General features: G+C 68.4%; 22 protein-coding genes and 1 pseudogene. 9 read left to right on the top strand and 14 right to left on the bottom strand.

Annotated elements, in window-relative coordinates; all coding sequences use genetic code 11:
• The first annotated feature begins 4 nt into the window (after window positions 1-4).
• From FO470_RS08235 to FO470_RS08215, 5 genes are all read left to right on the top strand, one after another.
• Window positions 5-982: a sugar-binding transcriptional regulator gene (locus tag FO470_RS08235; RefSeq protein WP_144342463.1), complete on the top strand. Its 978-nt coding sequence runs from the start codon at window positions 5-7 to the stop codon at window positions 980-982.
• A gap of 51 nt (window positions 983-1033) precedes the next feature.
• Complete coding sequence (locus FO470_RS08230; protein WP_144342462.1) at window positions 1034-2116, top strand: ABC transporter ATP-binding protein; 1083 nt, start codon at window positions 1034-1036, stop codon at window positions 2114-2116.
• A 41-nt stretch (window positions 2117-2157) separates the two neighbouring features.
• Window positions 2158-3195, top strand: a complete 1038-nt coding sequence (locus FO470_RS08225; protein ID WP_186291906.1) for an NAD(P)-dependent alcohol dehydrogenase — start codon at window positions 2158-2160, stop codon at window positions 3193-3195.
• Between the two features lie 169 nt (window positions 3196-3364).
• The gene (locus FO470_RS08220) at window positions 3365-4093 is read left to right on the top strand and encodes an SDR family oxidoreductase (protein ID WP_144342459.1); all 729 of its coding nucleotides are present in this window, start codon (window positions 3365-3367) and stop codon (window positions 4091-4093) included.
• Window positions 4094-4095: 2 nt separating this feature from the next.
• Entirely contained in the window at window positions 4096-5700 is a 1605-nt protein-coding gene (locus FO470_RS08215) for an FGGY-family carbohydrate kinase (RefSeq protein WP_144342458.1), read from the top strand.
• Window positions 5701-5731: 31 nt separating this feature from the next.
• Here the strand turns inward: FO470_RS08215 and FO470_RS08210 are convergent, their stop codons facing one another.
• From FO470_RS08210 to FO470_RS08145, 14 genes are all read right to left on the bottom strand, one after another.
• The gene (locus tag FO470_RS08210; RefSeq protein WP_144342457.1) at window positions 5732-7048 is read right to left on the bottom strand and encodes an aspartate aminotransferase family protein; all 1317 of its coding nucleotides are present in this window, start codon (window positions 7046-7048) and stop codon (window positions 5732-5734) included.
• A 2-nt stretch (window positions 7049-7050) separates the two neighbouring features.
• On the bottom strand, window positions 7051-8109 hold the full coding sequence (locus tag FO470_RS08205; protein WP_159598510.1) for a phosphotransferase: 1059 nt from the start codon (window positions 8107-8109) through the stop codon (window positions 7051-7053).
• Window positions 8110-8138: 29 nt separating this feature from the next.
• Window positions 8139-8918, bottom strand: coding sequence for an SDR family NAD(P)-dependent oxidoreductase (locus tag FO470_RS08200; protein ID WP_144342455.1), 780 nt, complete (start codon window positions 8916-8918; stop codon window positions 8139-8141).
• Complete coding sequence (locus tag FO470_RS08195) at window positions 8915-10000, bottom strand: ABC transporter ATP-binding protein (RefSeq protein ID WP_144342454.1); 1086 nt, start codon at window positions 9998-10000, stop codon at window positions 8915-8917. Before FO470_RS08195 ends, FO470_RS08200 begins: the two co-directional genes overlap by 4 nt.
• A 16-nt stretch (window positions 10001-10016) precedes the next feature.
• On the bottom strand, window positions 10017-10433 hold the full coding sequence (locus FO470_RS08190; RefSeq protein WP_144342453.1) for a diol dehydratase small subunit: 417 nt from the start codon (window positions 10431-10433) through the stop codon (window positions 10017-10019).
• The gene (locus FO470_RS08185) at window positions 10430-12718 is read right to left on the bottom strand and encodes a propanediol/glycerol family dehydratase large subunit (RefSeq protein ID WP_144342452.1); all 2289 of its coding nucleotides are present in this window, start codon (window positions 12716-12718) and stop codon (window positions 10430-10432) included. The genes FO470_RS08190 and FO470_RS08185 overlap by 4 nt, the downstream gene beginning before the upstream one ends.
• 1 nt (window position 12719) lies before the next feature.
• Complete coding sequence (locus tag FO470_RS08180) at window positions 12720-13613, bottom strand: carbohydrate ABC transporter permease (RefSeq protein ID WP_144342451.1); 894 nt, start codon at window positions 13611-13613, stop codon at window positions 12720-12722.
• Window positions 13614-13651: 38 nt separating this feature from the next.
• Complete coding sequence (locus tag FO470_RS08175) at window positions 13652-14950, bottom strand: extracellular solute-binding protein (RefSeq protein ID WP_144342450.1); 1299 nt, start codon at window positions 14948-14950, stop codon at window positions 13652-13654.
• A gap of 56 nt (window positions 14951-15006) precedes the next feature.
• Window positions 15007-15831: a carbohydrate ABC transporter permease gene (locus FO470_RS08170; protein WP_144342449.1), complete on the bottom strand. Its 825-nt coding sequence runs from the start codon at window positions 15829-15831 to the stop codon at window positions 15007-15009.
• Window positions 15832-15928: 97 nt separating this feature from the next.
• Window positions 15929-16615 (bottom strand): GntR family transcriptional regulator, encoded by a 687-nt coding sequence (locus FO470_RS08165; RefSeq protein ID WP_159598516.1) that lies wholly within the window; start codon window positions 16613-16615, stop codon window positions 15929-15931.
• A 244-nt stretch (window positions 16616-16859) separates the two neighbouring features.
• Entirely contained in the window at window positions 16860-17723 is an 864-nt protein-coding gene (locus FO470_RS08160; RefSeq protein ID WP_144342447.1) for an efflux RND transporter periplasmic adaptor subunit, read from the bottom strand.
• On the bottom strand, window positions 17720-17929 hold the full coding sequence (locus tag FO470_RS08155) for a DUF1656 domain-containing protein (RefSeq protein WP_144342446.1): 210 nt from the start codon (window positions 17927-17929) through the stop codon (window positions 17720-17722). The genes FO470_RS08160 and FO470_RS08155 overlap by 4 nt, the downstream gene beginning before the upstream one ends.
• Window positions 17930-17933: 4 nt before the next feature.
• Window positions 17934-20012: an FUSC family protein gene (locus FO470_RS08150; protein ID WP_144342445.1), complete on the bottom strand. Its 2079-nt coding sequence runs from the start codon at window positions 20010-20012 to the stop codon at window positions 17934-17936.
• Window positions 20009-20467 (bottom strand): MarR family winged helix-turn-helix transcriptional regulator, encoded by a 459-nt coding sequence (locus FO470_RS08145; protein WP_144342444.1) that lies wholly within the window; start codon window positions 20465-20467, stop codon window positions 20009-20011. Before FO470_RS08145 ends, FO470_RS08150 begins: the two co-directional genes overlap by 4 nt.
• Before the next feature lie 301 nt (window positions 20468-20768).
• On the opposite strand from FO470_RS08145, the pseudogene FO470_RS08140 reads away from it, so the two are divergent.
• The 4 genes and pseudogenes from FO470_RS08140 to FO470_RS08125 all read left to right on the top strand — a co-directional run.
• A pseudogene (locus FO470_RS08140) lies at window positions 20769-21410 on the top strand (ABC transporter ATP-binding protein); the annotation flags it as partial.
• Window positions 21400-22224, top strand: coding sequence for an ABC transporter permease (locus FO470_RS08135; RefSeq protein ID WP_246659516.1), 825 nt, complete (start codon window positions 21400-21402; stop codon window positions 22222-22224). The pseudogene FO470_RS08140 and the gene FO470_RS08135, both read left to right, overlap by 11 nt.
• A gap of 135 nt (window positions 22225-22359) precedes the next feature.
• A complete protein-coding gene (gene trmFO / locus FO470_RS08130; protein ID WP_144342442.1) occupies window positions 22360-23793 on the top strand; it encodes a methylenetetrahydrofolate--tRNA-(uracil(54)-C(5))-methyltransferase (FADH(2)-oxidizing) TrmFO in 1434 nt (477 codons plus the stop codon).
• Entirely contained in the window at window positions 23790-24866 is a 1077-nt protein-coding gene (locus FO470_RS08125; protein WP_144342441.1) for a serine/threonine protein kinase, read from the top strand. The genes trmFO and FO470_RS08125 overlap by 4 nt, the downstream gene beginning before the upstream one ends.
• Window positions 24867-24962 lie beyond the last annotated feature (96 nt).

The raw sequence follows: 24962 nt of genomic DNA, 5'->3' as shown, positions 1-24962 counted from the left end.
CACGATGAACGGCAGCGGCATGCGTGAACGTGGAAGACTGGCGGGGTCTCAGGAGATCGAGGCCGCCCAGATCCGTGCGCGCGTCGCCTGGCTGTACTTCATCGGCGGCCTCACGCAGCAGGAGATCGCCGACCAGCTCGGCCTCACCCGGCTGCGGATCAACAAGATCCTCGGGCAGGTTCGCACCGACGGCTCGGTCTTCATCGATATCCGCCTGCCGATGGCGGACTGCATCGAAGCCGAGCAGCGCCTGAAGGAACGCTACGGCCTCGACGAGGCGACGGTCGTCCCGGCCCTGCCGGATGAGGCGGAGCAGCAGCGCGTCATTGGCGAGGCCGCCGGCGCGGTGCTGGATCGCCTGCTGGAGGACGGCATGGGCCTCGGCGTCGGCTGGGGCAAGACCCTTGCCGCCGGACTCAAGCGGATTACTGCTCGTCCCATGCCCCGGAGCTGGGTGACGTCGGTCATGGGCGGGCTCACGCGCGGCTCGGGGTCGAGCACCTTCGAGGTGGCGACCGGCTACGCCCGCGCCATCTCCGCCGAATGCTACTACCTCGCCGCCCCACTGTATTTCCCGACGCCGGAGAGCCTCACCATGCTGCTCTCCCACCACGGCATCAGCGAGACCATGCGCCGGGCACGCACGGTGGACGTGGCGCTGCTCTCCTGCGGCGACATGACGACCCGCTCGCTGCTGGTGCAGACGCAGACGGTAGCTGAAAGCCTCGAAAGCCTGCGCGCGGCGGGTGCGGTGGGCGATCTGCTCGGCGTGTTTCTCGATGCCGACGGCCGACCGGTGGAGCATCCGCTCAACGAACGCGTGCTGTCGCTCGCCCCCCACGAGCTGACATCGGTGCGCTATTCGATCCTCGCCTCGGGCGGTCTCTACAAGGTGCCGATCGTCCGGGCGATCCTCCGGGCGGGATATGTGAAGCGATTTGTGACGGACGAGCGATGCGCCGCCGCTCTGCTGGAGAGCTGACGGACGGCGCCCCGGCATGCCGGTGCTGGCCCAATCTGGAGTTTTGAGCCGATGACTTTCTTGCGACTGGACAACATCCGGAAGAACTACGGTGACACGCCCGTCATCAAGGGCGTGAGCTTTGCCGCGACGAAAGGCGAGTTCGTGGTGTTCGTCGGTCCTTCCGGCTGCGGCAAGTCCACGCTGCTGCGCATGATCGCCGGGCTGGAGGACGTCAGTTCGGGCGAGCTCTACATCGACGATCGGGACGTGACATATGAGGAGCCCGCCAAGCGCGAGGTCTCCATGGTCTTCCAGTCCTATGCGCTCTATCCGCACATGAGCGTGTTCGAGAATATGGCTTTCGGCCTACGCATGGCCAAGAAGCCCGAGGCCGAGATCAAGGCCCAGGTGACGGAGGCCGCCCGCATCCTCCAGCTCGAGGCCCTGCTCGACCGTAAGCCGCGCGCCCTTTCCGGCGGCCAGCGCCAGCGCGTCGCCATCGGTCGCTCCATCGTGCGCCACCCCAAGCTCTTCCTGTTCGACGAGCCGCTGTCGAACCTCGACGCAGAACTGCGTTCGCAGATGCGCGTCGAGATCGCCAAGCTGCACCGCAGCCTCGGCGCCACCATGGTTTACGTCACGCATGATCAGGTGGAGGCGATGACGCTCGCCGACCGGATCGTGGTGCTGCGTGCCGGCCTCGTCGAGCAGATCGGCTCGCCGACCGAGCTCTATGACAATCCCGCCAACACCTTCGTCGCCGGCTTCATCGGCTCGCCGAAGATGAACTTCGTCAATGCCAAGGTCGCCTCCGCCGCCGGCGACAGCCTGTTGCTGGAGCACCCGACCTTCGCCGGCGGCAAGCTGACCGTGAAGACGCCGTCGGCCGCGCGCGTGAAGACAGGCGAGACGGTCATCGTCGGCCTGCGCCCCGAGCATCTCTCGGTCAACGCCGCCACCCCCGTCCTGTCGCTCACGCTCGATTTTGCCGAGAGCCTCGGCGGCTCGACGCAGCTCTATGCCCGTTCGGAGGGTGAGCCGATCATCGCGCTCACCGCCGGCCGGCCCGATCTCAAGCCGGGCGATGTCCTCAATCTCGGCATCGACCCGCGCCACATCTATCTCTTCGACGCCGCCGGCCTCGCTCTCTGAACGATTCCGACGACGGCAGCTCCAACAGGACAAGCCCCATGGTGCAGGCACTGGTTCTCGAAAAGAAGGGCGAGCTTTCCCTTCGTGACATCGACCTCCCGCTGGAGGTCGGCCCGGACGACGTGAAGATCGCCATCGACACGGTCGGCGTCTGCGGCAGCGACGTCCACTACTACACCCACGGCGCCATCGGCTCCTTCGTGGTGCGCGAGCCGATGGTGCTGGGCCACGAGGCCGCCGGCACCATCGTGGCGGTGGGAACCAATGTGAAGAACCTCAAGGTCGGCGACCGGGTCTGCATGGAACCGGGCGTGCCGAACATGAATTCGCGCGCCACCAAGCTCGGCATCTACAATGTCGATCCGGACGTGCGCTTCTGGGCGACGCCGCCCGTGCACGGCGTGCTCACCCCCGAGGTCGTCCATCCCGCCGCCTTCACCTACAAGTTGCCGGACAACGTTTCCTTCGCCGAAGGCGCGATGGTCGAGCCCTTCGCGGTCGGCCTGCAGGCGGCGACGCGCGCGCGCATCACCCCCGGCGATGTCGCCGTGGTGATCGGCTGCGGCCCCATCGGCATCATGACGGCACTGGCCGCGCTCGCTGGCGGCTGCTCGCGCGTCTACATCTCCGATCTCAGCGCGCCGAAGCTCGCTATCGCCGGCCAGTATCCCGGCATCCACCCGGTGAACATCACCGAGACCCCGCTCGCCGAGGTCATCGCCCGCGAGACCGAAGGCTGGGGCGCGGATGTGGTGTTCGAAGCCAGCGGCAGCCCGCGCGCCTATGAGGGCATCTTCGACATTGTCCGCCCCGGCGGTACGCTGGTTCTCATCGGCATGCCGGTCGAGACGACGAAGTTCGACGTCGCGGCGGCGATCATCAAGGAAGCGCGGATCGAGACCGTCTTCCGCTACGCCAACAATTTCGACCGCGCGGTGAACCTCATCGCGTCGGGCAAGGTCGACCTCAAGCCCCTGATCTCCGAGACCTTCGACTTCGCACGCAGCATCGATGCCTTCGACCGGGCGGCCAAGGGCCTGGCGACCGACGTCAAGCTGCAGATCCGCCTGCGCGGCTGAGCGCCTCAAATTCCCTCTCCCCGTCGGGGAGAGGGTTGGATGAGGGGGCGCAACGCTCCGCAATCGTTAGAGCCCCTCGCCGACCCGCTTCGCGGGCCACCTCTCCCCAATGGGAAGAGGGAAAGAACAGCTTCCAGCGCTTCCACACCAACCCCATTCGGAGTTTCACATGGGAAACCGGCTTGAGGGCAAGGTTGCCGCCATCACCGGCGCCGCGTCGGGCATCGGCCTCGAATGCGCCCGCGCCATGCTTGAGGAAGGCGCCACCGTCGTCCTCGTCGACCGCGCCGCGGACGCGCTGGAGACCATCTGCGCCGATCTGGGCGAGAGAGCCGTGCCAGTGGTCGTCGACCTGCTCGATCCGGCGAGCGTCGCGACGATGGTTCCGCAGATCCTCGCCACGTGCGGGCAGCTCGACATCTTCCACGCCAATGCCGGCGCTTATATCGGCGGCGATGCCGTCGAAGGCGACCCGGACGTGTGGGATCGGGTGCTGAACCTCAACGTCAACGCCGCCTTCCGCACCGTACAGGCGGTGCTGCCGCATATGGTGGAGCGGAAGACGGGCGACGTGATCTTCACCTCTTCCATCGCCGGCGTCGTGCCAGTGGTGTGGGAGCCGATCTACACCGCCTCGAAATTCGCCGTGCAGGCCTTCGTCCACACCGTGCGCCGTCAGGTGGCGAAGCACGGTGTGCGCGTCGGCGCCGTGCTTCCCGGGCCGGTCGTCACCGCTCTCATCAAGGACTGGCCGCAGGCCAAGCTGGACGAGGCTCTTGCATCCGGCGCGCTGATGGAAGCAAAGGAAGTGGCGGACAGCGTGATCTTCATGCTCACCCGGCCGCGCAACGTCACCATTCGCGATCTGGTGATACTGCCGAACGGAACGGACCTCTGACGATGAGCGGATGCTTCGCGGGAATCGACGTCGGCACGGGCAGCGTGCGGGCCGGCATCTTCGACGGGGACGGCAAGCAGCTCGCCGTCGCCAAGCGGGACATCCGTATCTGGAAGGAACAGGGCGATGTCGTCGAGCAGTCGAGCGACGATATCTGGGCCGGCGTCTGCGCGACGGTGCGGGAAGCGGTCTCCCGCGCCGGCATCACGGCGGCAGATGTGAAGGGCATCGGCTTCGACGCCACCTGCTCGCTCGTCGTGCTGGGCGCCGAAGGCCGCCCGATCCCCGTCGGCCGCCATGGCGACCCCGCACGCAACATCATCGTGTGGATGGACCATCGCGCCACCGGCCAGGCCGACCGCATCAACGCGCTGGGCAGCCCGGTGCTCGATTATGTCGGTGGCACCATCTCTCCCGAGATGGAGACGCCGAAGCTGCTCTGGCTGAGCGAGGAACTGCCGGAAAGCTTCAGGGGCGCGTGGCAGTTTCTCGATCTCGCCGACTTCCTCACCTGGAAGGCCAGCGGCAGCCTCGCCCGCTCGGTCTGCACCGTCACCTGCAAATGGACCTATCTCGCCCATGAGCAGCGTTGGGACGAGAGCTATTTCCGCCGCGTCGGGCTTGGCGCGCTCGCCGATGAAGGCTTCGCGCGGATCGGCACGCAAATCGTCGCCGCCGGCACCCCGCTCGGCAGCGGACTGACGGCGAAGGCCGCCGAGGAACTGGGCCTCCTGCCCGGCACCGCCGTCGCGGCGGGCCTGATCGACGCGCATGCCGGCGGCATCGGCACGGTCGGGGCGCGCGGCGGGGATGGCGGCGTTCTGGACCGCATGGCCTATGTGTTCGGCACCTCGGCCTGCACCCTGCTCACCACCACGGAACCCGCCTTCGTACCGGGCGTGTGGGGCCCGTATCGCTCGGCCATGGTGCCGGGCTTCTGGCTGAACGAGGGCGGCCAGTCGGCGGCCGGCGCCGCTATCGACCGCCTCGTGCGCCTGCATCCTGCCGCGCCTCAGGCGGCGGAACTGGCGAAAGCCGAAGGTCTGAACCTCAATGTATGGCTTGCCAATCAGGCCGAGGCGGCGGGCGGTGCGGCGGCTATCGAGAAGCTTGTCGGCACCCTGCACGTGGTTCCCGAATTCCTCGGCAACCGCGCTCCCTTCGCCGACCATCTGGCACGCGGCATCGTCGCCGGCCTCGACATGGACGAAAGCCTCGGCAGCCTCGTCGGGCTCTACATGGCCGGCCTCGCCGGTATCGGCTACGGCCTGCGGCAGATCCTCGACGCACAGGCGGCGAAGGGTGTGAGAACTGGAACGGTCGTCGTCTCCGGCGGCGCCGGCCAGAGCGCGCTGGTACGTCAGGTGCTGGCCGATGCGGCGAAGGTGAACATTGCCGCCGTCAGCGCACCCGAGCCGGTTCTGCTCGGCTCCGCCGTGCTCGGCGCGGTCGCCGCCGGCCGCTACGAGTGCTTCGACGCGGCGATGTCGGCCATGTCGGAAATCGAGGTCGTCTATCCGCCAAACGCGGAGACCCACGCCTGGCACGAGCGCCGCTTCACCGCCTTCGAGACGCTGCAGTCCGCCTATCGCAGTCTGCGCGGCTGACGGGCGCGCTTTCGCGCCCGTCCTGAAGCCCTTAGACGGACGCCTTCAACACGTCGGCCATGCGGTCGAGGAAGATATCCGCGTGCTCCCGGGTGAAGACCAGCGGCGGGCGGATCTTCAGGATGTTGGCGCCCGGTCCGGTGGCGCTGATCAGCACATGACGCTCGCGCAGGCCGTTCACGATCCGGGTGGTCAGCGCCGCGGCCGGTGCCTTGCTGGCGCGGTCCTCGACCAGTTCGAGGCCGGTGAACTGGCCGGCGCCGCGCACATCGCCGATCGCCTCGTAGCGGGAAGCGAGATCACGCAGGCCGGCACGCATATAGTCACCGACGTCGCGCGCCCGTTCGGGAAGTCCTTCGCCCTCGATCACGTCGAGCACCGCGAGCCCGACGGCGCAGGCCACCGGATTGCCGCCGAACGTGTTGAAGTATCGGGCCTTGCGGCCGAACTCCTCGACCAGATGCGGCTTCATGAACACGCCGGCCATCGGGTGCCCATTCCCCATCGGCTTGCCGACCGTCACCATGTCCGGCACGAGCCCATGGCGCGCGAAGCCCCAGAAATCGGGGCCGACACGGCCGAAACCCGGCTGCACCTCGTCGGCGATGAAGAGTCCACCCGCGGCGCGGATCACCTCTACCGCCTCGCGCAGGAAGCCGGGCGGATCGGCAAAGACGCCATCCGAGGAGAAGATGGTGTCGACCAGCAGCGCCGCCGGCTCGATGCCGTTGGCGCGCATGTCGGCAATGGCCGCGCGCACGCCGGTCGCGAACGCCTTCCCGACATCGCCCTCGCCCCGATAGCTGTCCGGGGGCGGAACAAGGCGCACATGCGGCCCACGCTCCACATACTCGCCGAGCGAGGGCGAGAGTTCGGACACCGCGCAGGTCAGCCCGTGATAGGCGAGCTTCGTCACGATCATCCCCCGCCGGCCCGTATAGGCGCGGGTGACGCGCAGAGCGAGGTCGTTCGCCTCCGAGCCGGTGCAGGTGAACATGATATGCCCAAGCTCACCCGGCACTTTTTTTTGTAGGCGTTCGGCGTAGGTGAGGATGGTCTCATGCAGGTAGCGCGTGTGGGTGTTGAGCGTCGACGCCTGCCGTGTCAGCGCCTCGACAACCCTTGGATTACAATGACCTACCGAGGCGACGTTGTTGTACACATCGAGGTAGCGTTCGCCCGCCGGATCGTAGAGCCACACCCCTTCGCCACGCACCAGATGCACCGGCTTCTGGTAGAACAGCCGGTAGGCCGGGCCGAGCAGCTTCTCGCGGCGCCGGACCAGTTCCCGCTCATCGGACGACAGACCCGTATCGGCATCGGGATCGAAGGCGTTGACCATGGACATCGTCAGTTCCCCAGACAGGCGGCGGCGAGGCGATCCCGGACCTTGCCGGGGTCGAGGACGGCGAAGCGCTCCAGCCCGTCCCACGCGGAAGGGCTGTTGCGCAGGATGTAGCTGCGGTTCTCCGGGTAGCGCAGCGCCCGCCAGTTGGTGATCGCCACCGTGGTGAGCATGCGCGCCGCGATCAGGTCGAACAGGAGCGCGATCTCCCGCTCTTCCAGCGGCCGGACGGAGCAATAGGCCGAGACGAACTCGACCACCCCGTCGAACGGATCGCCGGCGGGCGAGATCTGGTAGCTCGCGGCCACCGCAACGTCGTTGACCAGCGCCGTCTCGACGAGATCGCCGAAGTCGAAGATGCCGGTGATGCGGTCGTGGTCGTCGGCCGCCACCAGCACGTTGTAGGGATTCAGGTCGTTATGGACGATCTGGCCGCGCAGCGTCGGCAGCACCGGCGCCGCCACGGCATCGAAGCGGTCGAGGAAGGCGGTGGCGAGACCCCGGCGCCGGTCGTCCTCGATATGGGAGAGCAGCGGGCGCAGGCCGGCGGCGTGCTTGATGTCCCATTGCAGGAAATGGTCGGCCGCCGGATGGCGGAAATCCGCCAGCGCCAGGCCGAGCCGGGCGAGCTGCGCGCCCAGCGCCCGTCGCTGGCCGCTGGAGCGCTCCACCTGATGCAACGGCACGCCGTCGAGCCAGGTGATCATGCGGACCACCATGGAGAGCCCATCCGCCTGCAACACGAAGGCCGGCTCGTCCAGCAGGGTGCGCCGGATGCAGGGCACCGGCAGCGTGGGATCGCGCGCCTCGATGTGGAGCATCGCCTTGGTCTGGAAATCCGTCACCAGCCGGTCCTCGGCGGGGTTCGTGACCTTGACCACGAAGGATTCGCCCGCCGGCGTGGTGAAGCGGAAATTCTGGTCGCGCTCGGAGGTGAGCAGGCGCGCCTCGCCCGCCAGCCCGTAGTGGTCGAGCACGACGCGCTCGACCTCGGACGGCGTGAGCGAGGGCGAAGGGGTCGCCAGCGAACCCGCCGCGGGGGCGGTCGTCAGGACATGGGACATAGGAGACACTCGCAACATGCACTGCCGGATCAGGGGGTGGAGTTGGCACCGCCCGCCAGGCATTCGCCGCCATCGATCACCAGCGCATGGCCGGTGATGTAGGAGGAACGGTCGGAGACGAGGAACACCGCCGCCTCGGCGATCTCCCCGGGCTGGCCGAAGCGCCCCATGGGCACCATGCCGGACACCACCTTCTCCAGCGCCCCGCGCCCGCCGAGCTGGGCGGTGTAGGGATCGTTGAAGGCGGTATCCACCCAGCCGGGACAGATGGCGTTCACACGGATGCCGAAACGCGCATAGTCGAGCGCGATCTGCTTGGTCATGGTGATCACCGCCGATTTGGTGGTGATGTAGGCGAGCATGCCCTTGTCGAGGAACACGCCGGCATTGGAGGCGGTGTTCAGGATCACGCCCCCGCCCTGCTGCTTCATGATCGGCATCACCGCACGGCAGGCGGCGAACTGCGCGTGGACGTTGATCGCCCAGGAGCGGTCGAGCTGACCGCCATCGATCTCCTCCAGCCCGCCGGCCACCTGCAGGCCGGCATGGTTGTGGAGGATGTCGATGCGCCCGTATTTGGCGTGGACGTTCTCGATCAGCGCGGCGATGGCGGCCTCGTCCGCGACGTCCAGCGTCGCCGCCACGGCCTTGCCGCCGGCCAAACGCGCGCTTTCGGCGGCGGCGGCGCCATCGCGGTCCGTGGCGATCACCACCGCGCCCTCGCGCGCCATGGCCGCGGCGACGGCGCGGCCGATGCCGGACCCGGCGGCGGTGACGATGGCGATGCGGTTCTCAAGGAGGCTCGTCATGGCCGCAGGCTCCATTCCGTTGCCGCGTCGAAGAGGTGGATCTGGTCGAGCGCGATCTCGAAGCGCGCGGCCGCGCCAAGCGGCGGCACCCGGCCGGGCACGCAGCGGGCGGTGATTTCCTGCCCCGCCACCTCGCCGATCACATAGACCTCCGCGCCGCAGGGCTCGACCACGTTCACCTGCACGTCAATGGAGAAGCCCGTGCCTTCGGGCGCGTAGGCGAAAGCCTCCGGCCGCAAGCCCAGCAGGACCGGCGTGCCGGCCTGCGCCGCAAGCCCGGAAAAGGCCGGCGGCAGCGGCAGGGGTGTGGCGACGCCTTCCAGCGCGACCCGGCCGCCATCGACGAGGTTGCCACGCAGGAAACTCATCGACGGCGAGCCGATGAAGGAGGCGACGAAGACCGAGGACGGGCGGTTGTAGAGATCGTCCGGCGAGCCGATCTGCTGGATCTCGCCTCTGTTCATCGCCACGATGCGGTCCGCCAGCGTTAGCGCCTCGATCTGATCGTGGGTGACGTAGACGACCGTCTTCTTCTCCGCGAGGTGCATGCGCTTGATCTCGGTGCGCATGCTGGTGCGGAGCTGGGCGTCGAGGTTCGAAAGCGGCTCGTCGAAGAGATACAGCGCCGGCCGGCGCACGATGGCGCGGCCCATGGCGACGCGCTGGCGCTGGCCGCCGGAAAGCTCGCGCGGCTTGCGCTCCAGAAGGTGTTCGATCTTCAGCATGCGCGCCGCCTCGGCGACGCGGCTCTCGATCTCGCCCTTGGGCGTCTTGCTGAGCTTCAGGCCGAAGGACATGTTCTCCGACGCGCTCATATGCGGATAGAGCGCGTAGGACTGGAACACCATGGCGATGTCACGGTCCTTCGGAGCGACCCAGGTGACGTCGCGTTCGCCGATCATGATCTGCCCGCCGGAGACCGACTCCAGCCCCGCGATCATGCGCAGCAGGGTGGTCTTGCCGCAGCCCGAGGGGCCGACCAGCACGACGAATTCGCCGTCATTGATCTCGAGGTCCAGCCCATCCAGCACCCGGACGGGTCCGAAATGCTTGGAGACTTGCCGTATCGTTACGCCTGCCAAGGCCAGTGCTCCCTGCTCAATAACGTTTCACGAAAAGCCCGCGGCGCGTGTAGACAGCCGCGGCTTCCTCGATCAGGGCGGCGACGCGCTCGGCGCCATAGTCGCGGCGCAGCTGCGCCGCCCGGTCGAGAAGCTGCTGCGCGTCGCGCGCGCGGCCCGGCCGCAGCAGCTCGTAGGTGTCGAGGATGAGGTCCTGCGGAACGCGCACGAGATCCGCCGCGCGCTCGAAATTCTCCGCCAGCGTCACCCTCCCGGCGGCACGGGCGATCCGCGCCTGAAGCAAAAGCGCCTCGGGCGTGATCGCCACGTCCCGCGCGTCCACCTCGCCGGACATGACCGCTTCCAGCGTCAGCGCGGAGAGCGGCTTGCCGGTCGGCGTCCTCACCTGTTCCGGCGCCTTCTCGGCGACGGGATAGAGATCGACGTCGCTCATGGGCGGTCACTCCTGTCGGCGCCGGCCGGAGGCCGATAGTCGAGCTCGACCGGCGTGGCGGCGGGGTCGGTCAGGGCGGTCTCGATGGCATAAAGCAGCGCCACGCGCACATGGAAGCGGGCGCCCAGAGCCTCGCCCTGCACCGGCACGACCACCGGCTCGGGCGCCTCGCCATGGGTGTAGAGGGCCGCGTTGCGGCCGAGCGCCCGGTAATGATCGAGGCCGGTCAGCGGGGCATTGGAGAACAGCTCGACATTGAGGTGCGGCATGCGGTCGGCCTGATGCAGCACCGTGGTGCCCTTGGCCTGGATGCCGATGCCGTAGCCCGAGCCCGAGAGCCGCGCGGCAGCGAGGCCGAGAAAAGACGTGTCCGCCGTGTGCAGCATGCGCACGATGCGCGCCGTGCCGCCGCCCGCCTCGATACCGCCGACGAGGGCCGCGACGACCTCCTCCAGCCTATGGCCGGCCGTGGTGCGGTGAAGCTGGCGGCCGAAGCCGGGACTGACGCCGATGACCACCTCGTGCGGCGCCGTGCCCCGCACCGCCTCCCCCCTGGGGAGCAGCCAGTCGGACTCGCCGGCCTCGCCGATATCCTCCACCGCCAGCACGCGGTCACGCGTCAGCACGTTGCGGATGCCCTGCACCGCCTGCCAGCGCGCCTCCGGCATGCGGTAGCCGGTGCCCGGGCCGTGATATTCGTTGGGATCGTTGACGGCGCTGATGACGCGTCCGTCGCGCACGATGGCGGAGGTCTGGAGATAATCGCCGGAGATGCGCTGGCGCAGCATGAGGAGAAGGTTCTCCGCCTCCTCGGTATAGCCGCGCGCCGCCAGCGCGCGCACCACGTCCACGGCGGTGATGCCGCGCGCCTTGATTGCCGCGCTGATCGGCGTGACCTCGCCGGCGGTGAAGCTCTCGGTCTCCTGCGAGCCGGAGGCGAAGACCACCGACATGATCCGCTCGCGCGGGACCTTGCCAAGGCCCAGCTCGTCCATCACCGCCGCCAGCGCCTCGACGGCGCGCACGCGCAGGCCGAGCACCTGGTCCTCGTCGACGGGGGTGAGCCCGCCATCGGTCTCAAAGTCGCGCTGGAGGACGAGATAGTCCTCGATCTCCTCGCCGTTGAAGAGCGAGGCGTTGAAGGAATTGTCGTACTTCTTCACCGAGCCGAAGCCCGAGCAGATGAGGTCCGAGCCGGCGAGCAGATAGGGCGTGATCTTGGCGCCGACGCGGATCTCCGACTCGCTGGTGCGGGTGTCGTTGCCCGAGGCGCATTCGAGGCCGAGCCAGACGGCGATGAGGTTCTCCGCCATCAGTTCGCGCACGCCGCCGGCCATGGAGGCGGTGAGCGGGGCACCGTCGATGCCGCCGTTCTGCGTGCCCTGCACGCCCATCGCCCGCTGCAGACACAGGCAGCGCGCTTCGAGATAGAGCAGCGAGCGCTGCTCGTGGAAACCCATCAGCAGTTCCGCCGCCGCGCCCGAGGTGCAGCGCGCCTTGATGCCGCGCGAGGCATAGGCGGCGGTGAGCAGCGCCTTGGACCAGGGTGTGTCGTCGCCGTCGATGAAGGCGCGCTCTGTACCGTAGACCGAGACGGTCTCGGCATAGGAGGCGAGGCCCGCGAGGCCGATCTGCAGCTCCTCCGCCTCCTCGATGGAGCACTGGAACAACACCCCTCCCCGCCCGACCGCCGCGCCCACCGTGCAGGCGAGCGCGTTGGCCCAGCCGTTCGAGGCGACGCGCATGGTGGTCTCGATCTCGTCGAAGCCGAGCGCCACGGCGGTGGCGGAATCGGCGGCGAGCTGGAGCGGGTCGTCCTTGGCGTTGGTGACGTGGGCCTGGTTGCCGGGGGTCTGGCGCTGGCGCATCTTCGAATAGGCGAAGGCGATCTCGAGCGCCGACAACCGGCCCACGACTTCGGCGAGGCGCGCCGGCGTCAGGCCGCGGGCGAGCGCCTCCAGTTCCTGCCGGGGAACGTTGATGTCCACCAGCTTGCGGGCGATCTCGCCCGGGTCCATCGCCATGGCGACGGCGGCCATGGCGGGATCGATGTGATGGGCGGCGATGAAGGCGTCGATGATGTCGAAGTCGCCGGCCGCCTTGCCGTCCATCCCTGTCACCCGGCCCCCCTCGACGGTGAGCGAGGGGGCGGGGTCGTGGGGGCTGCGGAACACCGAGAAGCCGGCCTCCGGGTTTTCCGCCGCGAACAGGTCCTGGCGCAGCGGGCGGGAATCCCACTCGCCGAAGCGGCGCCAGCGGTTGGAACTGTTGGGAGCCTCGCTCATCTCACGCCTCCCGCATGGTCCGCAGCAGGACCAGCGTCAGGATGGTGACGACGATCAGCAGGATGAAGGAGACCGCGGCCGCCTGGCCGATGTCGAGGAAGCGGAAGCCGAGGCGGTAGGCGTAGAAGGAGATGGTCTCCGTCGCCTTGCCCGGCCCGCCCTGGGTCAGCATGTAGATCAGGTCGTAGCTCTTCAGCGCCGCGATCATGCGGATGAGCAGCGTCACCATGATCACCGGCTTCATCAGCGGCCAGGTGACGTAGAGCAGGATCTGCAGGCGGCTGGCGCCGTCGATGCGCGCGGCCTCCACCGGCTCGCTCGGCATGGCCTTGAGGCCGGCATAGAGCATGAGCAGCATCAGCGACGTCTCGTGCCAGACATCGACGAACACGACGGTGCCGAGCGCGAGGTTGGGATCGCCGAACCAGCCCTGCGGTGGGATGCCGGCGAGCCCGATCAGCCAGTTCACGATGCCCAGAGTTGGATTGAACATCAGCCGGAACATCAGCGCGACGGCCACCGGCGTCATCAGCACCGGGATCATCAGCACGAGGAGATAGAAGGAGCGGCCGGGCAGATGCGGCTGGTTGAGCAGCAAAGCGAGGCCGAAGGCGACAATGAACTCGATCGCCACGCACAGCGCCGTGAGCTTGAGCGTCACCCACGAGACATTGGCGAAGTCGTCCGACAGGACGGCGATGTAGTTGCCGAGGCCGGCAAAGTCGCCCATGCCGTAGGTGATGATGTATTCCTGAAAGCTCAGATAGATCGAGTAGATCAGGGGCGCGGCCACGACCAGCGCCAACACGATCACGGTTGGCGCCACGAAGATGTACTGCGCGAGATTGCGGTGCCGGCGGGGGGTGATGCCGGCGGTCGCTGCGACGAGGGTCATGGGATCGCGCCCCTGAAAGCTGCGGTACGAGGGTCAGGTCACTTAAGGAGCGGATCGCCCTTCACGAGGCGACCGAACTTGTCCTGCGATTCCTCCAGCGCGGTGGCCGGAGCGACGCCGTTGGCAAGCACCGAGCCCATGACCTCGGCGAAGGTCTCCACGAGCTGGGTCGAGCGGGACATGATCGGCAGGCCCTTCGAATGTTCGAGGGCGGTACCCACCTGCGACATGGCCGGCCACTTCTTCAGGAACTCGGCGTCCTCGTAGATCCACATCTGGGTCGGCTGGCCACCGGCAAGGGCGCGCTTGTAGGCGACGTCCTTGGATTCGACCCACTTCAGGAACTCCCACGAGCAGTCCGGGTTCTTGGCGTTGGTCGGCACGGCCCAGCCCCAGGCGCCGAGGAAGCTGTCCTTGCCCGGCACAGGCGCGAAGCCCATCTTGCCGACCACGGTCGAGTCCTTGGGGTCTTCCAGTGTGGGGAACAGGAAGAGGTAGCTGATCGCGAAGATCGCCTTGCCCTGCTTGAGCGTATTGGCGACATCGTCGAAGTTCGCGCCGAGCGCGCCGGGCTGCGCGGCGGTCTTCAGAAGGTCCGCATAGACCGTCACCGCCTTGGTCGCCTCGGGGCTGTCCATGGTCGGTTTCCAGGTGGTGCGGTCGTAGAAGTCGCCGCCCTCGGCGAAGAGGTAGTTGGTCGCCTCCATCACCACCGGGTCGGCGCGCTGGGCGGCCATGGCGATGCCGTGCATGTCCTTGTACTTGCCGGCCCACTTCACCACCTCGGAGAACTCCTCCAGCGTGGTCGGCAGGCGCCAGTCGCGCTTGAACTCGGCCTTGTAGGCCGCCTGGAAGGCCGGATCCTCGACGATGTCCTTCCGGTACAGGATGCCCATGGCGTACTGCCAGAAGGGCAGCATGTAGGTCTTGCCCTGCACCTTGCCGTTCAGCGCCATCAGCGCGGGGAAATAGATGCCGGTGTCGATCTTGTCGCGGGCGATCAGCTCGTCGAGATCCCTGATCCAGCCGGCGGTCTTGAACTCGCCGACCCAGTAGCTGTCGACGACGAGCACGTCGTAGCTCGACGTCGGCGCCGTGAGGCTCGGCACCAGCTTCTCGTGCATCAGCGAGTAGTTGACCGCCTCGATGTTGACCTTAGCGCCGTATTCCTTCTCGAACTCGCCCTTCAGGCTGCTCAGCGCCTCGGTGTCCGGCACTGTCTCCATCAGGATGTTGATGTCGGAGCCCTTGCAGACGTCGCTGGCGGCAAGGGCCGGCCCGGCGGCGAGCATGAGAGCGATCGTGGCGGCACAGCCGCCGAATTTCACGCGTGTCATGACAGTTCCCTTTTCTGGATGGTTCGACTGCGGGCGTTTGCCGCCCGGCTTGTTGCTCAGCCCTTCACCGCGCCGAGGCTGAGACCGGCGACCAGAAGTTTGCGGATGGCGAAATAGACGAGGACCATGGGCGCGATCGCCAGCATGGTGGAAGCGCAGACCGCGCCGATGGCCGTGCCCTGCTGGGTGACGAGGCTGGAGATGGCGACCGGGAGGGTCTTGGTCTGCTGCCCCGTCAGCATCAGCGCGAAGAGGAACTCGTTCCAGCACAGCACGAAGGAGAGCACGCCGGCCGCGCCGATGCCGGGCAGCGCCGCCGGCAGGACGATGCGCCAGAACACGCCGAAGGGCCCCGCCCCGTCGATCAACGCCGCCTCGTCGAGCTCGCGCGGCACGCGCTTGAAGAAGCTCATCATCAGCCAGACGACATAGGGCAGGTTGAAGGTCAGATAGGTGATGATCAGGCCGACATGGGTGTCGGCGAGCCCCACCTGCTTGAAGATGAGGAAGAACGGGATCACCAGCACGATCGGCGGCATCATCTGCGTCGCCAGAATGGCGAGCGGCATGACCGGCCCGCCGGTGCGGAAGCGATCGATCGCGTAGGCCGCGAGCGCGCCAAGCATGAGGGCGATCAGCGTGGTCGCCATCGCGACGATCAGACTGTTCAGGAAGAAGCTGCCGAAATCGAAGCGCAGCAGCACCTCGCGGTAATTGTCCAGCGTGGGGGCGAAGAACAGGTCCGGCGGGATCTGATAGGCGACCACCTTGTCGGCGAAGGAGGTGCGCAGAACCCACAGCAGCGGCAGCAGGATCACCGCCGAAGCCCCACCCAGAATGAGATGGGATGCCCATTGCACCCAGCGCGACTCGCCGATCACTGTCCGCCTCCGCTGCTTAGCTTGTTATATGTTATAACACTAGAAGCCGTATTTTCGGCTGGCAAGCGAAATTTCGATGTCCGCTGCCTCGAATTCCTCAGACGGCCTCGGCCATCGGCACCTTGTCGTCGTCGCCGAGAAAACGGGTCAGCAGGCGCGCCGCTTCGAGAATGTCCCGCTGCACCGCCTCGCGCACGCCGTCGGCGTCGCCCGCCGAGGCCAGCGTGATGATCTCGTCATGCACCGTATTGGCGATGGCGTGGAAGCGGCCCTCACTCGCCAGCGCGTTCAGCCATGGGCCGGTCTGCAACCAGCACAAGTCAATGAGTTCCCACAGGAATTCCATGCCGGACGCACCGTAGATGAGGAAGTGGAAGCGCTCATTGTTGGCGAGATAATCCGTGAAGCGCTTCTGGGCGATATCGGCCGTCATGGCGGCCGAAAGCGCCTCGAGCTCGGCAATGTCGCGACTCGTGAGCCGGGGCGTCGCCTCCTGCGCGGCAAGCCCTTCCAGCCGCACGCGGACCTTGGTGATTTCCTGGAAACGGCTGCGCGTCAGCACCGGCACGATGATGGTGCGGTTGGGCTGGAGCCGCAGCGCCTGCGCCGCGATGAGGCGCTGCAACGCCTCGCGCACCGGCGTCGCGGAGATGCCGAGATCCTTGCCGAGGCCACGTATGGTCATGGCCTGACCGGGCTTGAAACGCCCGGAGCGCAACGCCCCGCGCAGCGCCGTATAGGCCCGCTCGTGCAAGGGCTCCTGAACGAGTGGTTCAAGGTTCATGGGGCGCGCTTTCCTCGGCTGAGGGTCCGCGGGCAGCGGCCACCTCGTCATATGTTATAACAGAACAAACTATCGAGGCCGACGCAAGAGCCCCTCGCCCGGAACCCCACAGCGACGACCGCAGCGGGCCCGGTATCGCCAGAGCACCGCCGCTGCCCGTCATCTCGCCACGAGTCGCGCCCGCACGCCAAGCATCCTCCGCACAACGGCGCCGGAAGGACTGCCCCGCTCTTGGGGGTGCCGCCTACGGGCCGACCGACACCGTCGCCGTGAGGCCGGCGACGAGGGTGACGCCCTCGGGGATCGTACCGAGCGCGATGCGCACCGGCACGCGCTGGGCGAGGCGCACCCAGCTGAAGGTGGGATTGATGTTGGCCAGCAGGCCGTTGCCGACGGTACGCTCGCGGTCCTCGATGCCGGCCGCGATGCTCTCGACCCGGCCTTCCAGCGGCGTCGCCTGCCCCATCAGATGGATGGACACCGGCGCCCCGACATGGATGCGCGCCAGCTTCGTCTCCTCGAAATAGCCCTCGACGCGCAGCGAATCCCGGTCGACCAGCGCCACCTCGGCCTTGCCGGCGGTGAGATAGTCCCCCGGCCGCAGGTTGAAATTGGTGATGGTGCCGTTCACCGGCGCCTTCACCTCCGAGCGCTCGAGGTTCAGCCGGGCAAGGTCGCGGTCGGCGAGCGCCTGCCGGTAGCCGGCCTCGGCCTCGGCTTCCTCCATGCGCGCCTGCTCGGTCTTCTGCTGCGAGACGACATCCTTGAGCTGCTCATAGCGCGTCCGGTCGCGCCGGGCCTGTTCGAGCGTCGCCTTGCGGCCCTCGACCGCCGCCTCCGCCTGCTCCAGCGCGATGGAGAAGCGGGCGCGGTCGATGCGGAAGAGCACGTCGCCGGCCTTCACGCTCTCATTGTCGCGCACCAGCACCTCGCTGACGAAGCCGGAAACATCCGGCGCCACGCCGACGATGTCGGCGCGCACCTTGGCGTCGCGCGTCCAGGGCTCGTCCATGTAATGCGCCCAGAGCTCGCGCCCGGCGCCGAACGCGGCCAGCGCCACCGCCAGCGTGACGCCGATGCGGAGCATGCCGCGAAGGGAAAAGGTCATGACAGCCACCATTGGGACAGCAGGGACATGCCCTGCAGCAGGACGACATAGAGAGCGACGTCGAACAGCCCGCGGTGCCAGACGAAGGCATAGGCGCCGAGAAAGGCGAGCACCCGCCGCACCGCGAGGTTCACCAGCAGCGTCGCCAGCATCAGCGCCAGCAGGTTCGGCAGGTAGACGCCGTAAATATCGATCTCACCGAACATCGGACTATTCCGCCGCCATCGGCATGGGTTGGAACCGCCCGGGCTGGAACCGCTCCTGCGGGGCGAAGCCGCCGGCCGGGCCGGGCGTGCCGGGGAAGAAGACACGCCGCAGCCCGACGAGCGCGTCGAGCGTGCGCCGCCCCTCCGCCCCCTCCTCGCGCGCGGCGAGGCGGAGCGCGGCGTCGATGCCGTCGCACAGCGCGTCCGGCGGGGCGGTCAGGCTCTGGCGGGCGGCGCGCTCGCGGTAGAGCGCGGCGACGCCCGCCAGCACGGAATCGACGGCCGCGCGCGCCGGGAAGCCCATGCCGCGGCGCATCTTCTGCAGCTCGACGATGTTGAAGCCGACCCGCACCTCCGCGAAGCCGTCCACCCTGGCGAGCTCGCGGTCCTCGATGGCGGCGAGGCGCGGCACGAGCTGGCCCAGCCGGTCCAGCATGCGCCCGGCGAGGCGCTCGTGATCGTCGCGGTTGCGGCCGGCGGCGGTCTCGGCGAGGTCCGCCCAACCGGCCCGCGCGAGCCGGCGGGCGGCGATCTCCACCCCGAAGGGGCGGGTCGCCACCGTCCAGGCGAAGGCGAAGGTCAGCCCCGCCAGCGCCGCGAAGCCCTCATTGGCGAAGGTGGCAAAATCGACGCTGTAGCGGTTCTGCATGGCAACGAAGGAGGCGGTGTTCACCGCCACCAGCATGCCCAGCATGGTGAGCTGCGGGCGCGGGATCATCAGGCCGAGCAGCAGGAAGGGTGGCGCGAACACCAGCACCAGCATCTCGAAATCGTGCACCAGCGGCAGGATGCCGAACAGGTAGACGGCCGAGACGATGAGGCTGACGCCGCTCCAGACCGCCATGGTGCGGATGAAGGGCGCCGGCCGGTCCATGGCGGCGAAGAAGGAGCAGGCGACGGCGCTCATCATCACCGCCGTGCCGCCATTCGTCCAGCCGCTGGCGATCCAGAAGGCGCAGGCGGCCAGCGTCGCCAGCACGCAGGAGGCGGCGGAGAACAGCATCAGCCCGAAATCATAGTGCCGGGCCGGGCCGACCACCCGGCGGTGGCGGAAGCGCGGGCGCCAGGGGCCGGCATGCTGGCCGCGCTCAATGTCGGCCTTCAGCACCAGGCAGTCGCTCCACAGCGCGACGATCTCGCCGAGCCGGTCGAGGGCGCTGGCGCGGATGAGCTCGTCCCAGTCGCCGGGATCCTGCGGGCGCTGCGCCTTCATCGCCGCGATCAGCGCGTCGGCCTCGGCCGGATCGGCGTCGCGGCCTCGTCCCAGCCAGTCGGCGGCGCGGGCGAGCACCGCCGCGAAATCGGTCGGCAGTTCCCCGTCCTGCGCCTTCAGCGCATGGAGACGGTCGGCGAGCGAGGAAAGCAGCGGCAGCAACATGAGCAGGCGCCCGCGCAGCTCGCGGGCATGGGCGACGACATCGCGCGTCGCCGCATCGTAGGAGAGCTGGCTGATGATCAGGTCGAGGCCGGCGATGTCGGCGGCGAGCTTCTGCCGGCGCAGCGGCGTGACCGGCAGCGCCCCCTCCCCGCGCAGGATCTCCCCGGCCCAGGAGGCGGCGTCGTCCAGCCAGCCGGCGATGCGGGCGGCAAGCGCCGTGCCGACGCTGGTGGGGAACACCACGGCGCCGACCACGCTGGCGCAGGTGATGCCGATGATGATCTCCTCGCTGCGCGCCAGCGCGATGTCGAAGATGTTGGCCGGCGTTCCGACCTCCGGCAGGGCGATCAGCGGCAGGCTGTAACCGGCCAGCATGAACACGTAGCTGCGCGGCGTGCGGTCGAGCATGGAGATGTAGAGCAGGCAGCCGGTCCACAGCGCGACGACGAGACTGAGCAGCTCGGGCGCGTTGACGAAGACCGGCACGAAGAGCACGGCGGCGCTGGCGCCGATCAGCGTGCCGAGGGCGCGGTAAAGGCCCTTGGAGCTGGTCGCGCCGGCAAGCGGATTGGCGACGACATAGACCGCCGCCATCGCCCAGTAGGGACGCGGCAGGTCGAAGGCCAGCGCGATGTAGAGCGCCAGCATGGATGCGAGGAAGGCTTTCCCGGAGAAGAGCCAGTCCCGCCGTGAAGGGAGTGTCACGCCGACACCTCCTCCGCCGAACGGACGGACGCGGCATCGAACAGCTTCAGCACGCGCAACGTGACTTCGAGATCGTCACGGCTCACCTCAGCCAGAACCTGACCGCGCACGCCGCTCAGCAGGTCCTCGATGCGCGCGGCGAGCCGCTCCCCGGCCGGGGTGAGCCAGATCGTCTTGGCGCGGCGGTCGGTCGGGTCGTCCCGGCGCTCGATCAGATCGGACGCCGCGAGCTGATCGAGCAGGCGCACCAGCGACGGCCCCTCGATCCCGACATAGGCCGCGAGCGTCACCTGCCGGACGCCACCGCCCAGCCGCCCGGTCCACACCAGCGGAGCGGCGCACGCTTCCGAAATGCCAAGCACTTCCAGCTCACGCTCGGCGATGCGGCGCCACTGACGGCCGGCATTGAGAAGCTGGGCGGTAACCTGCCGCCGGAGGGGTTCGATTTCATTCATGGCTAATTAGTAGCATGCTAATTATATTGACGCAATTGATACGTGAACTTGCCGCTGATGACGGGCCTTGCCACCGGCCCGACATCGGATCATGGCAGGAGACGATCCGACAACGATCCGATGCTCGCCCTATCCGCCATTCCATTACGCAAGTGCCGTCACAGGCTCGAAAGAGCGCGCCGCGACGATGCCCTAGGACTTCGGACGCCCCTCCTCCCGGAACACCGAGATGCCGCCTGACCAGGACACGGCCCCGCACACCGCCGACGCCATCGACCTCGATGTGCGCGGCCTCTCGCGCCGCGTCGCCGACCGCCTGCTCGTCGATAACGTCACGGTCGGCATAAGGCGGGGCGAGGTGCTGGCGGTGACCGGGCCGAGCGGTGCCGGCAAGTCGTCCTTCCTGCGGCTGCTGAACCGCCTCGACGAGCCGACCGGCGGCACGGTGTTCTTCAAGCAGAGCGACTATCGCGGCATCGATCCCCGCCTCCTGCGCCGCCGGATCGGCATGGTGCTGCAGACCGCCTATCTGTTCCCCGGCACCGTGGCCGCCAATCTGCAGTTCGGCCCCGGTCAGCTCGGCAAGACGCTGCCGGCCGACCGCATCGCCGACCTGCTGCGCCGGGTCGACCTGCCGGGCTATCAGGAGCGCGACGTGTCCACCCTCTCGGGCGGCGAGGCCCAGCGCGTCTCACTGGCGCGCACGCTGGCCAACGAGCCGGAAGTCCTGCTGCTGGACGAGCCGACATCGGCGCTCGACGAGGAGACGACGCGCTCCATCGAGGAGCTGGTGCTCGGCATCAACCGCGATAGCGGGGTGACCTGCGTGCTGGTCACGCACAACCGTGCCCAGGCCGAACGGATGGCCCCGCGCACCCTGTACATGGAGCGCGGCCGGCTCGTCGCCCTCGGCGCCACCGGGGAGATTCTCGATGCTCACTGAGCTGCTGGACAACCAGGTGACGACGGGCCTTCTGCAGGCCGGCGCCGCCATCCTGCTATGCCTCGGCGTGGCCGCGCTCTGCCGGCACTACGGGGTGCGGGTCGGCCGCGAGACCTCGTTCTCGCTGGTGCGCGGCCTGTTACAGATGGTGCTGGTCGGCGTCGTGCTCGGCCTTCTCCTGACTGGCGGCCTGCTGGTCGGCGCGCTCATCCTCCTCGGCATGATGTTCGCGGCCGGATGGACGGCGGCGCGCCGGCTGCCGCAGATCGAGGGCTCGCTCCTCATCTCCTTCCTGGCCATCGGCATCGGTGCCGGCACCGTCATCCTGTTCATGATCGCGATCCGCGCGCTGGACACCCAGATCGCCGTGCTGGTGCCGGTCGGCAGCATGATCATCGCCAACAGCATGAATGCCTGCGCGCAGGCGATGGAGCGCTTCAAATCGGACGTCATCGCCCATGTCGGGCCGATCGAGGCGGCGCTGAGCCTCGGCGCGGCACCGGAAGCGACGGTGGCGCCCTATGTGCAGAGCGCCGTCTATGCCAGCCTGCTGCCGCGGCTGGACATGCTGAAGTCGCTGGGCCTCGTGTGGATTCCCGGCGTGATGGCGGGAATGATGGTCTCGGGCGCGAGCCCCCTTTATGCCGGCGTCTACCAGTTCATTATCGTCGCCATGATCCTCGCCGCCTCCGGCCTGTCCGGCGCGGCGGCGATCGTGCTGTTGCGGCGCCGTGCCTTCACCCCGGCACAGCAGCTTCTGCTGCGCCCCACCCCGCAGGGGGACGCGGAGCACGGCTCGCGGCCGGCCGGCTAGCGCCGCCTTGCACCGCCGGAAGGTGGCAAGGGACATCGGGGACCGTTGCCGCAATTGGCGGGCATTTCCTTCTTTTTTGCCCTCGATCCGTGCTAAGGCCGCGTTCCCGACAGGACGGCAACGCAACGACAGGTCATGAGCATCAAGGACAGGCGCCCGGTTCACGTCATCGGCGGCGGTCTCGCCGGCTGCGAGGCCGCGTGGCAGCTCGCGCGGCGCGGCGTGCCCGTGGTGCTGCACGAGATGCGCCCCGAGCGCGGTACGGAGGCCCACAAGACCGACGATCTGGCGGAGTTGGTGTGCTCCAACTCCTTCCGCTCGGACGACGCGCAGAACAACGCCGTCGGCGTGCTGCACGCGGAGATGCGCCGGCTCGGCTCGCTGATCATGGCCTGTGCCGACCGCCACCAGATTCCCGCCGGCGGAGCGCTGGCCGTCGACCGCGAGGGCTTCTCCGCCGCCGTGACCGCCGCCATCGCCTCCCGTCCCGAGATCACGGTGGAACGCGGCGAGATCGCCGGCCTGCCGCCTTCGGACTGGGATTCGGTGATCATCGCCACCGGCCCCCTCACCTCGCCGGCGCTGGCCGAGGCCCTCCGCGCGCGCACCGACGAGAGCGCGCTGGCCTTCTTCGACGCCATCGCGCCTATCGTCCATTTCGATTCCATCGACATGGACGTGTGCTGGTTCCAGTCGCGCTACGACAAGGTGGGCCCCGGCGGCACGGGCGCGGACTACATCAACTGCCCGATGGACAAGGAGCAGTACGAGGCCTTCGTCGCCGCGCTCATCGCCAGCGATGCCGTGCCGTTCCGCGAGTTCGAGGCCAATACGCCCTATTTCGACGGCTGCCTGCCCGTCGAGGTGATGGCCGCGCGCGGCCCCGAGACGCTGCGCCACGGGCCGATGAAGCCCATGGGCCTGACCAACGCGCACAACCCGACGGTGAAGCCCTACGCGGTCGTCCAGCTGCGGCAGGACAACGCGCTGGGCACGCTCTACAACATGGTCGGCTTCCAGACGAAGACCCGCCACGCCGAGCAGGTGCGCCTGTTCCGCATGATCCCGGGGCTGGAGAAGGCCGAGTTCGCCCGGCTCGGCGGCCTGCACCGCAACACCTACCTCAACTCGCCCAAGCTGCTCGATCCCTCGCTGCGGCTGAAGGCCGAGCCGCGCCTGCGCTTTGCCGGCCAGATCACCGGCTGCGAGGGCTATGTGGAGAGCTCCGCCATGGGCCTGATGGCCGGCCTGTTCGCCGCGACCGAGCGGCTGGGCGCCGAGCCGGCCCTGCCGCCGGCGACCACCGCGCATGGCGCGCTCATCAACCACATCACCGGCGGGCATATCGAGACCGTCGAGGCGGGACCGCGCTCCTTCCAGCCGATGAACGTCAATTTCGGCCTGTTCCCGCCGCTCGACGCCAACCCGACGCGCGACGCCGAGGGCAACCGCCTGCGCGGCGCGCAGAAGACCGTCGCCAAGAAGCAGGTCCTTGCCGCCCGCGCCCTCGCCGACCTGGACGCCTGGGCGAAGGCCCATGCCGACGCCGCCAGCGAGGCCGCCGCGTGACCGAGCCGACCTCTTCCAGCGGGGGCGCGTTCGAGCTCGACACGGTGCTCAAGCGCGACACCTTCTCGACCATCGAGCGCGGCCTCTGGCGCGACGCGCAAGGCAACGCCTTCCCCGCCGTGCGGCGCAACTATGCCGAGGTGAAGTGGTGGGTGAAGCCGCTGGCCCGCCATTTCGCCCGCCGCGAGGCGCGCGCGCTCCGGCGCGCCGAGGGCAGCGGCCACACCGTGCCGGTCTACGCGCTGGAGGAAGGCTATCTGGTGCGCGGCTTCGTCGACGGCATCCCGCTGCAGATCGCCAAGCCGCGCGGCGACCTCGCCTTCTTCGCCTCCGCCCGCAAGGGCCTGCGCGAGGTGCACCGGCGCAACATCGCCCATAACGATCTCGCCAAGCCGCAGAACTGGCTCTACGCCGCCGACGGGCGCGCCGTGCTGATGGACTTCCAGCTCGCCATGGTGTTCTCGAAGCGCAGCAAGGCGTTCCGCGTGGCGGCCTATGAGGACATCCGTCACTTCCTCAAGCAGAAGCGCAGCTACTGCCCGGAGGCGCTCACCGCCCGCGAGAGGAAGATCCTCGCCCGCAAGAGCCTCTTCACCCGCGTGTGGATGAAGACCGGCAAGCGAGTCTACAACTTCGTCACCCGCCGCCTGCTCAACTATCACGACACGGAAGGGCGCGGCCCGCGTGCCATGGAGCAGGGCCCGCGCATCGCCGCCGTGCTCGCCGGGGTGGAGGGCGTGCGCGCCGTGCACATCTGCGACTTCCCGACCGCCGGACACAGCTTCGGACTGTACGCCTTCGTCGAGGCGCCCGGCGCGGCGACGGAGGAGGAGCTGCGCGCCCGGCTCGCCGCCGGGCTGCCGGACATCCTGCCGCCCGAGCACCTGCAGATCGTCGCCGCCCTGCCGCGCGACGCCGAGGGCGCCGTGCGGGACGATCTCCTGCGCCTCGTGGCGCTCAACCAGATCGACCAGCTCGCGCTGCTGTCGCGCTCGCCGGAGGCGGACGCCGCGCTCGCCGCCGTCATCCGCGACCGCCGCAACCTGAGCGACCGGGTCCGGGGCGGAATTTAGCGTTCGGATCGCGGCCATAGACAAAATGATAAATTATCGCCGCATTATCATATTGCCGCGCCGGGCCATCGGGGCCGGCGCCACGATGTCACCTTT

Source organism: Ancylobacter moscoviensis (assembly GCF_007559435.1).
Taxonomy (GTDB): domain Bacteria; phylum Pseudomonadota; class Alphaproteobacteria; order Rhizobiales; family Xanthobacteraceae; genus Ancylobacter; species Ancylobacter moscoviensis.
The sequence above is the reverse complement of the archived record's forward strand: the minus strand, read 5'-3'. Positions and strand labels throughout refer to the sequence as shown.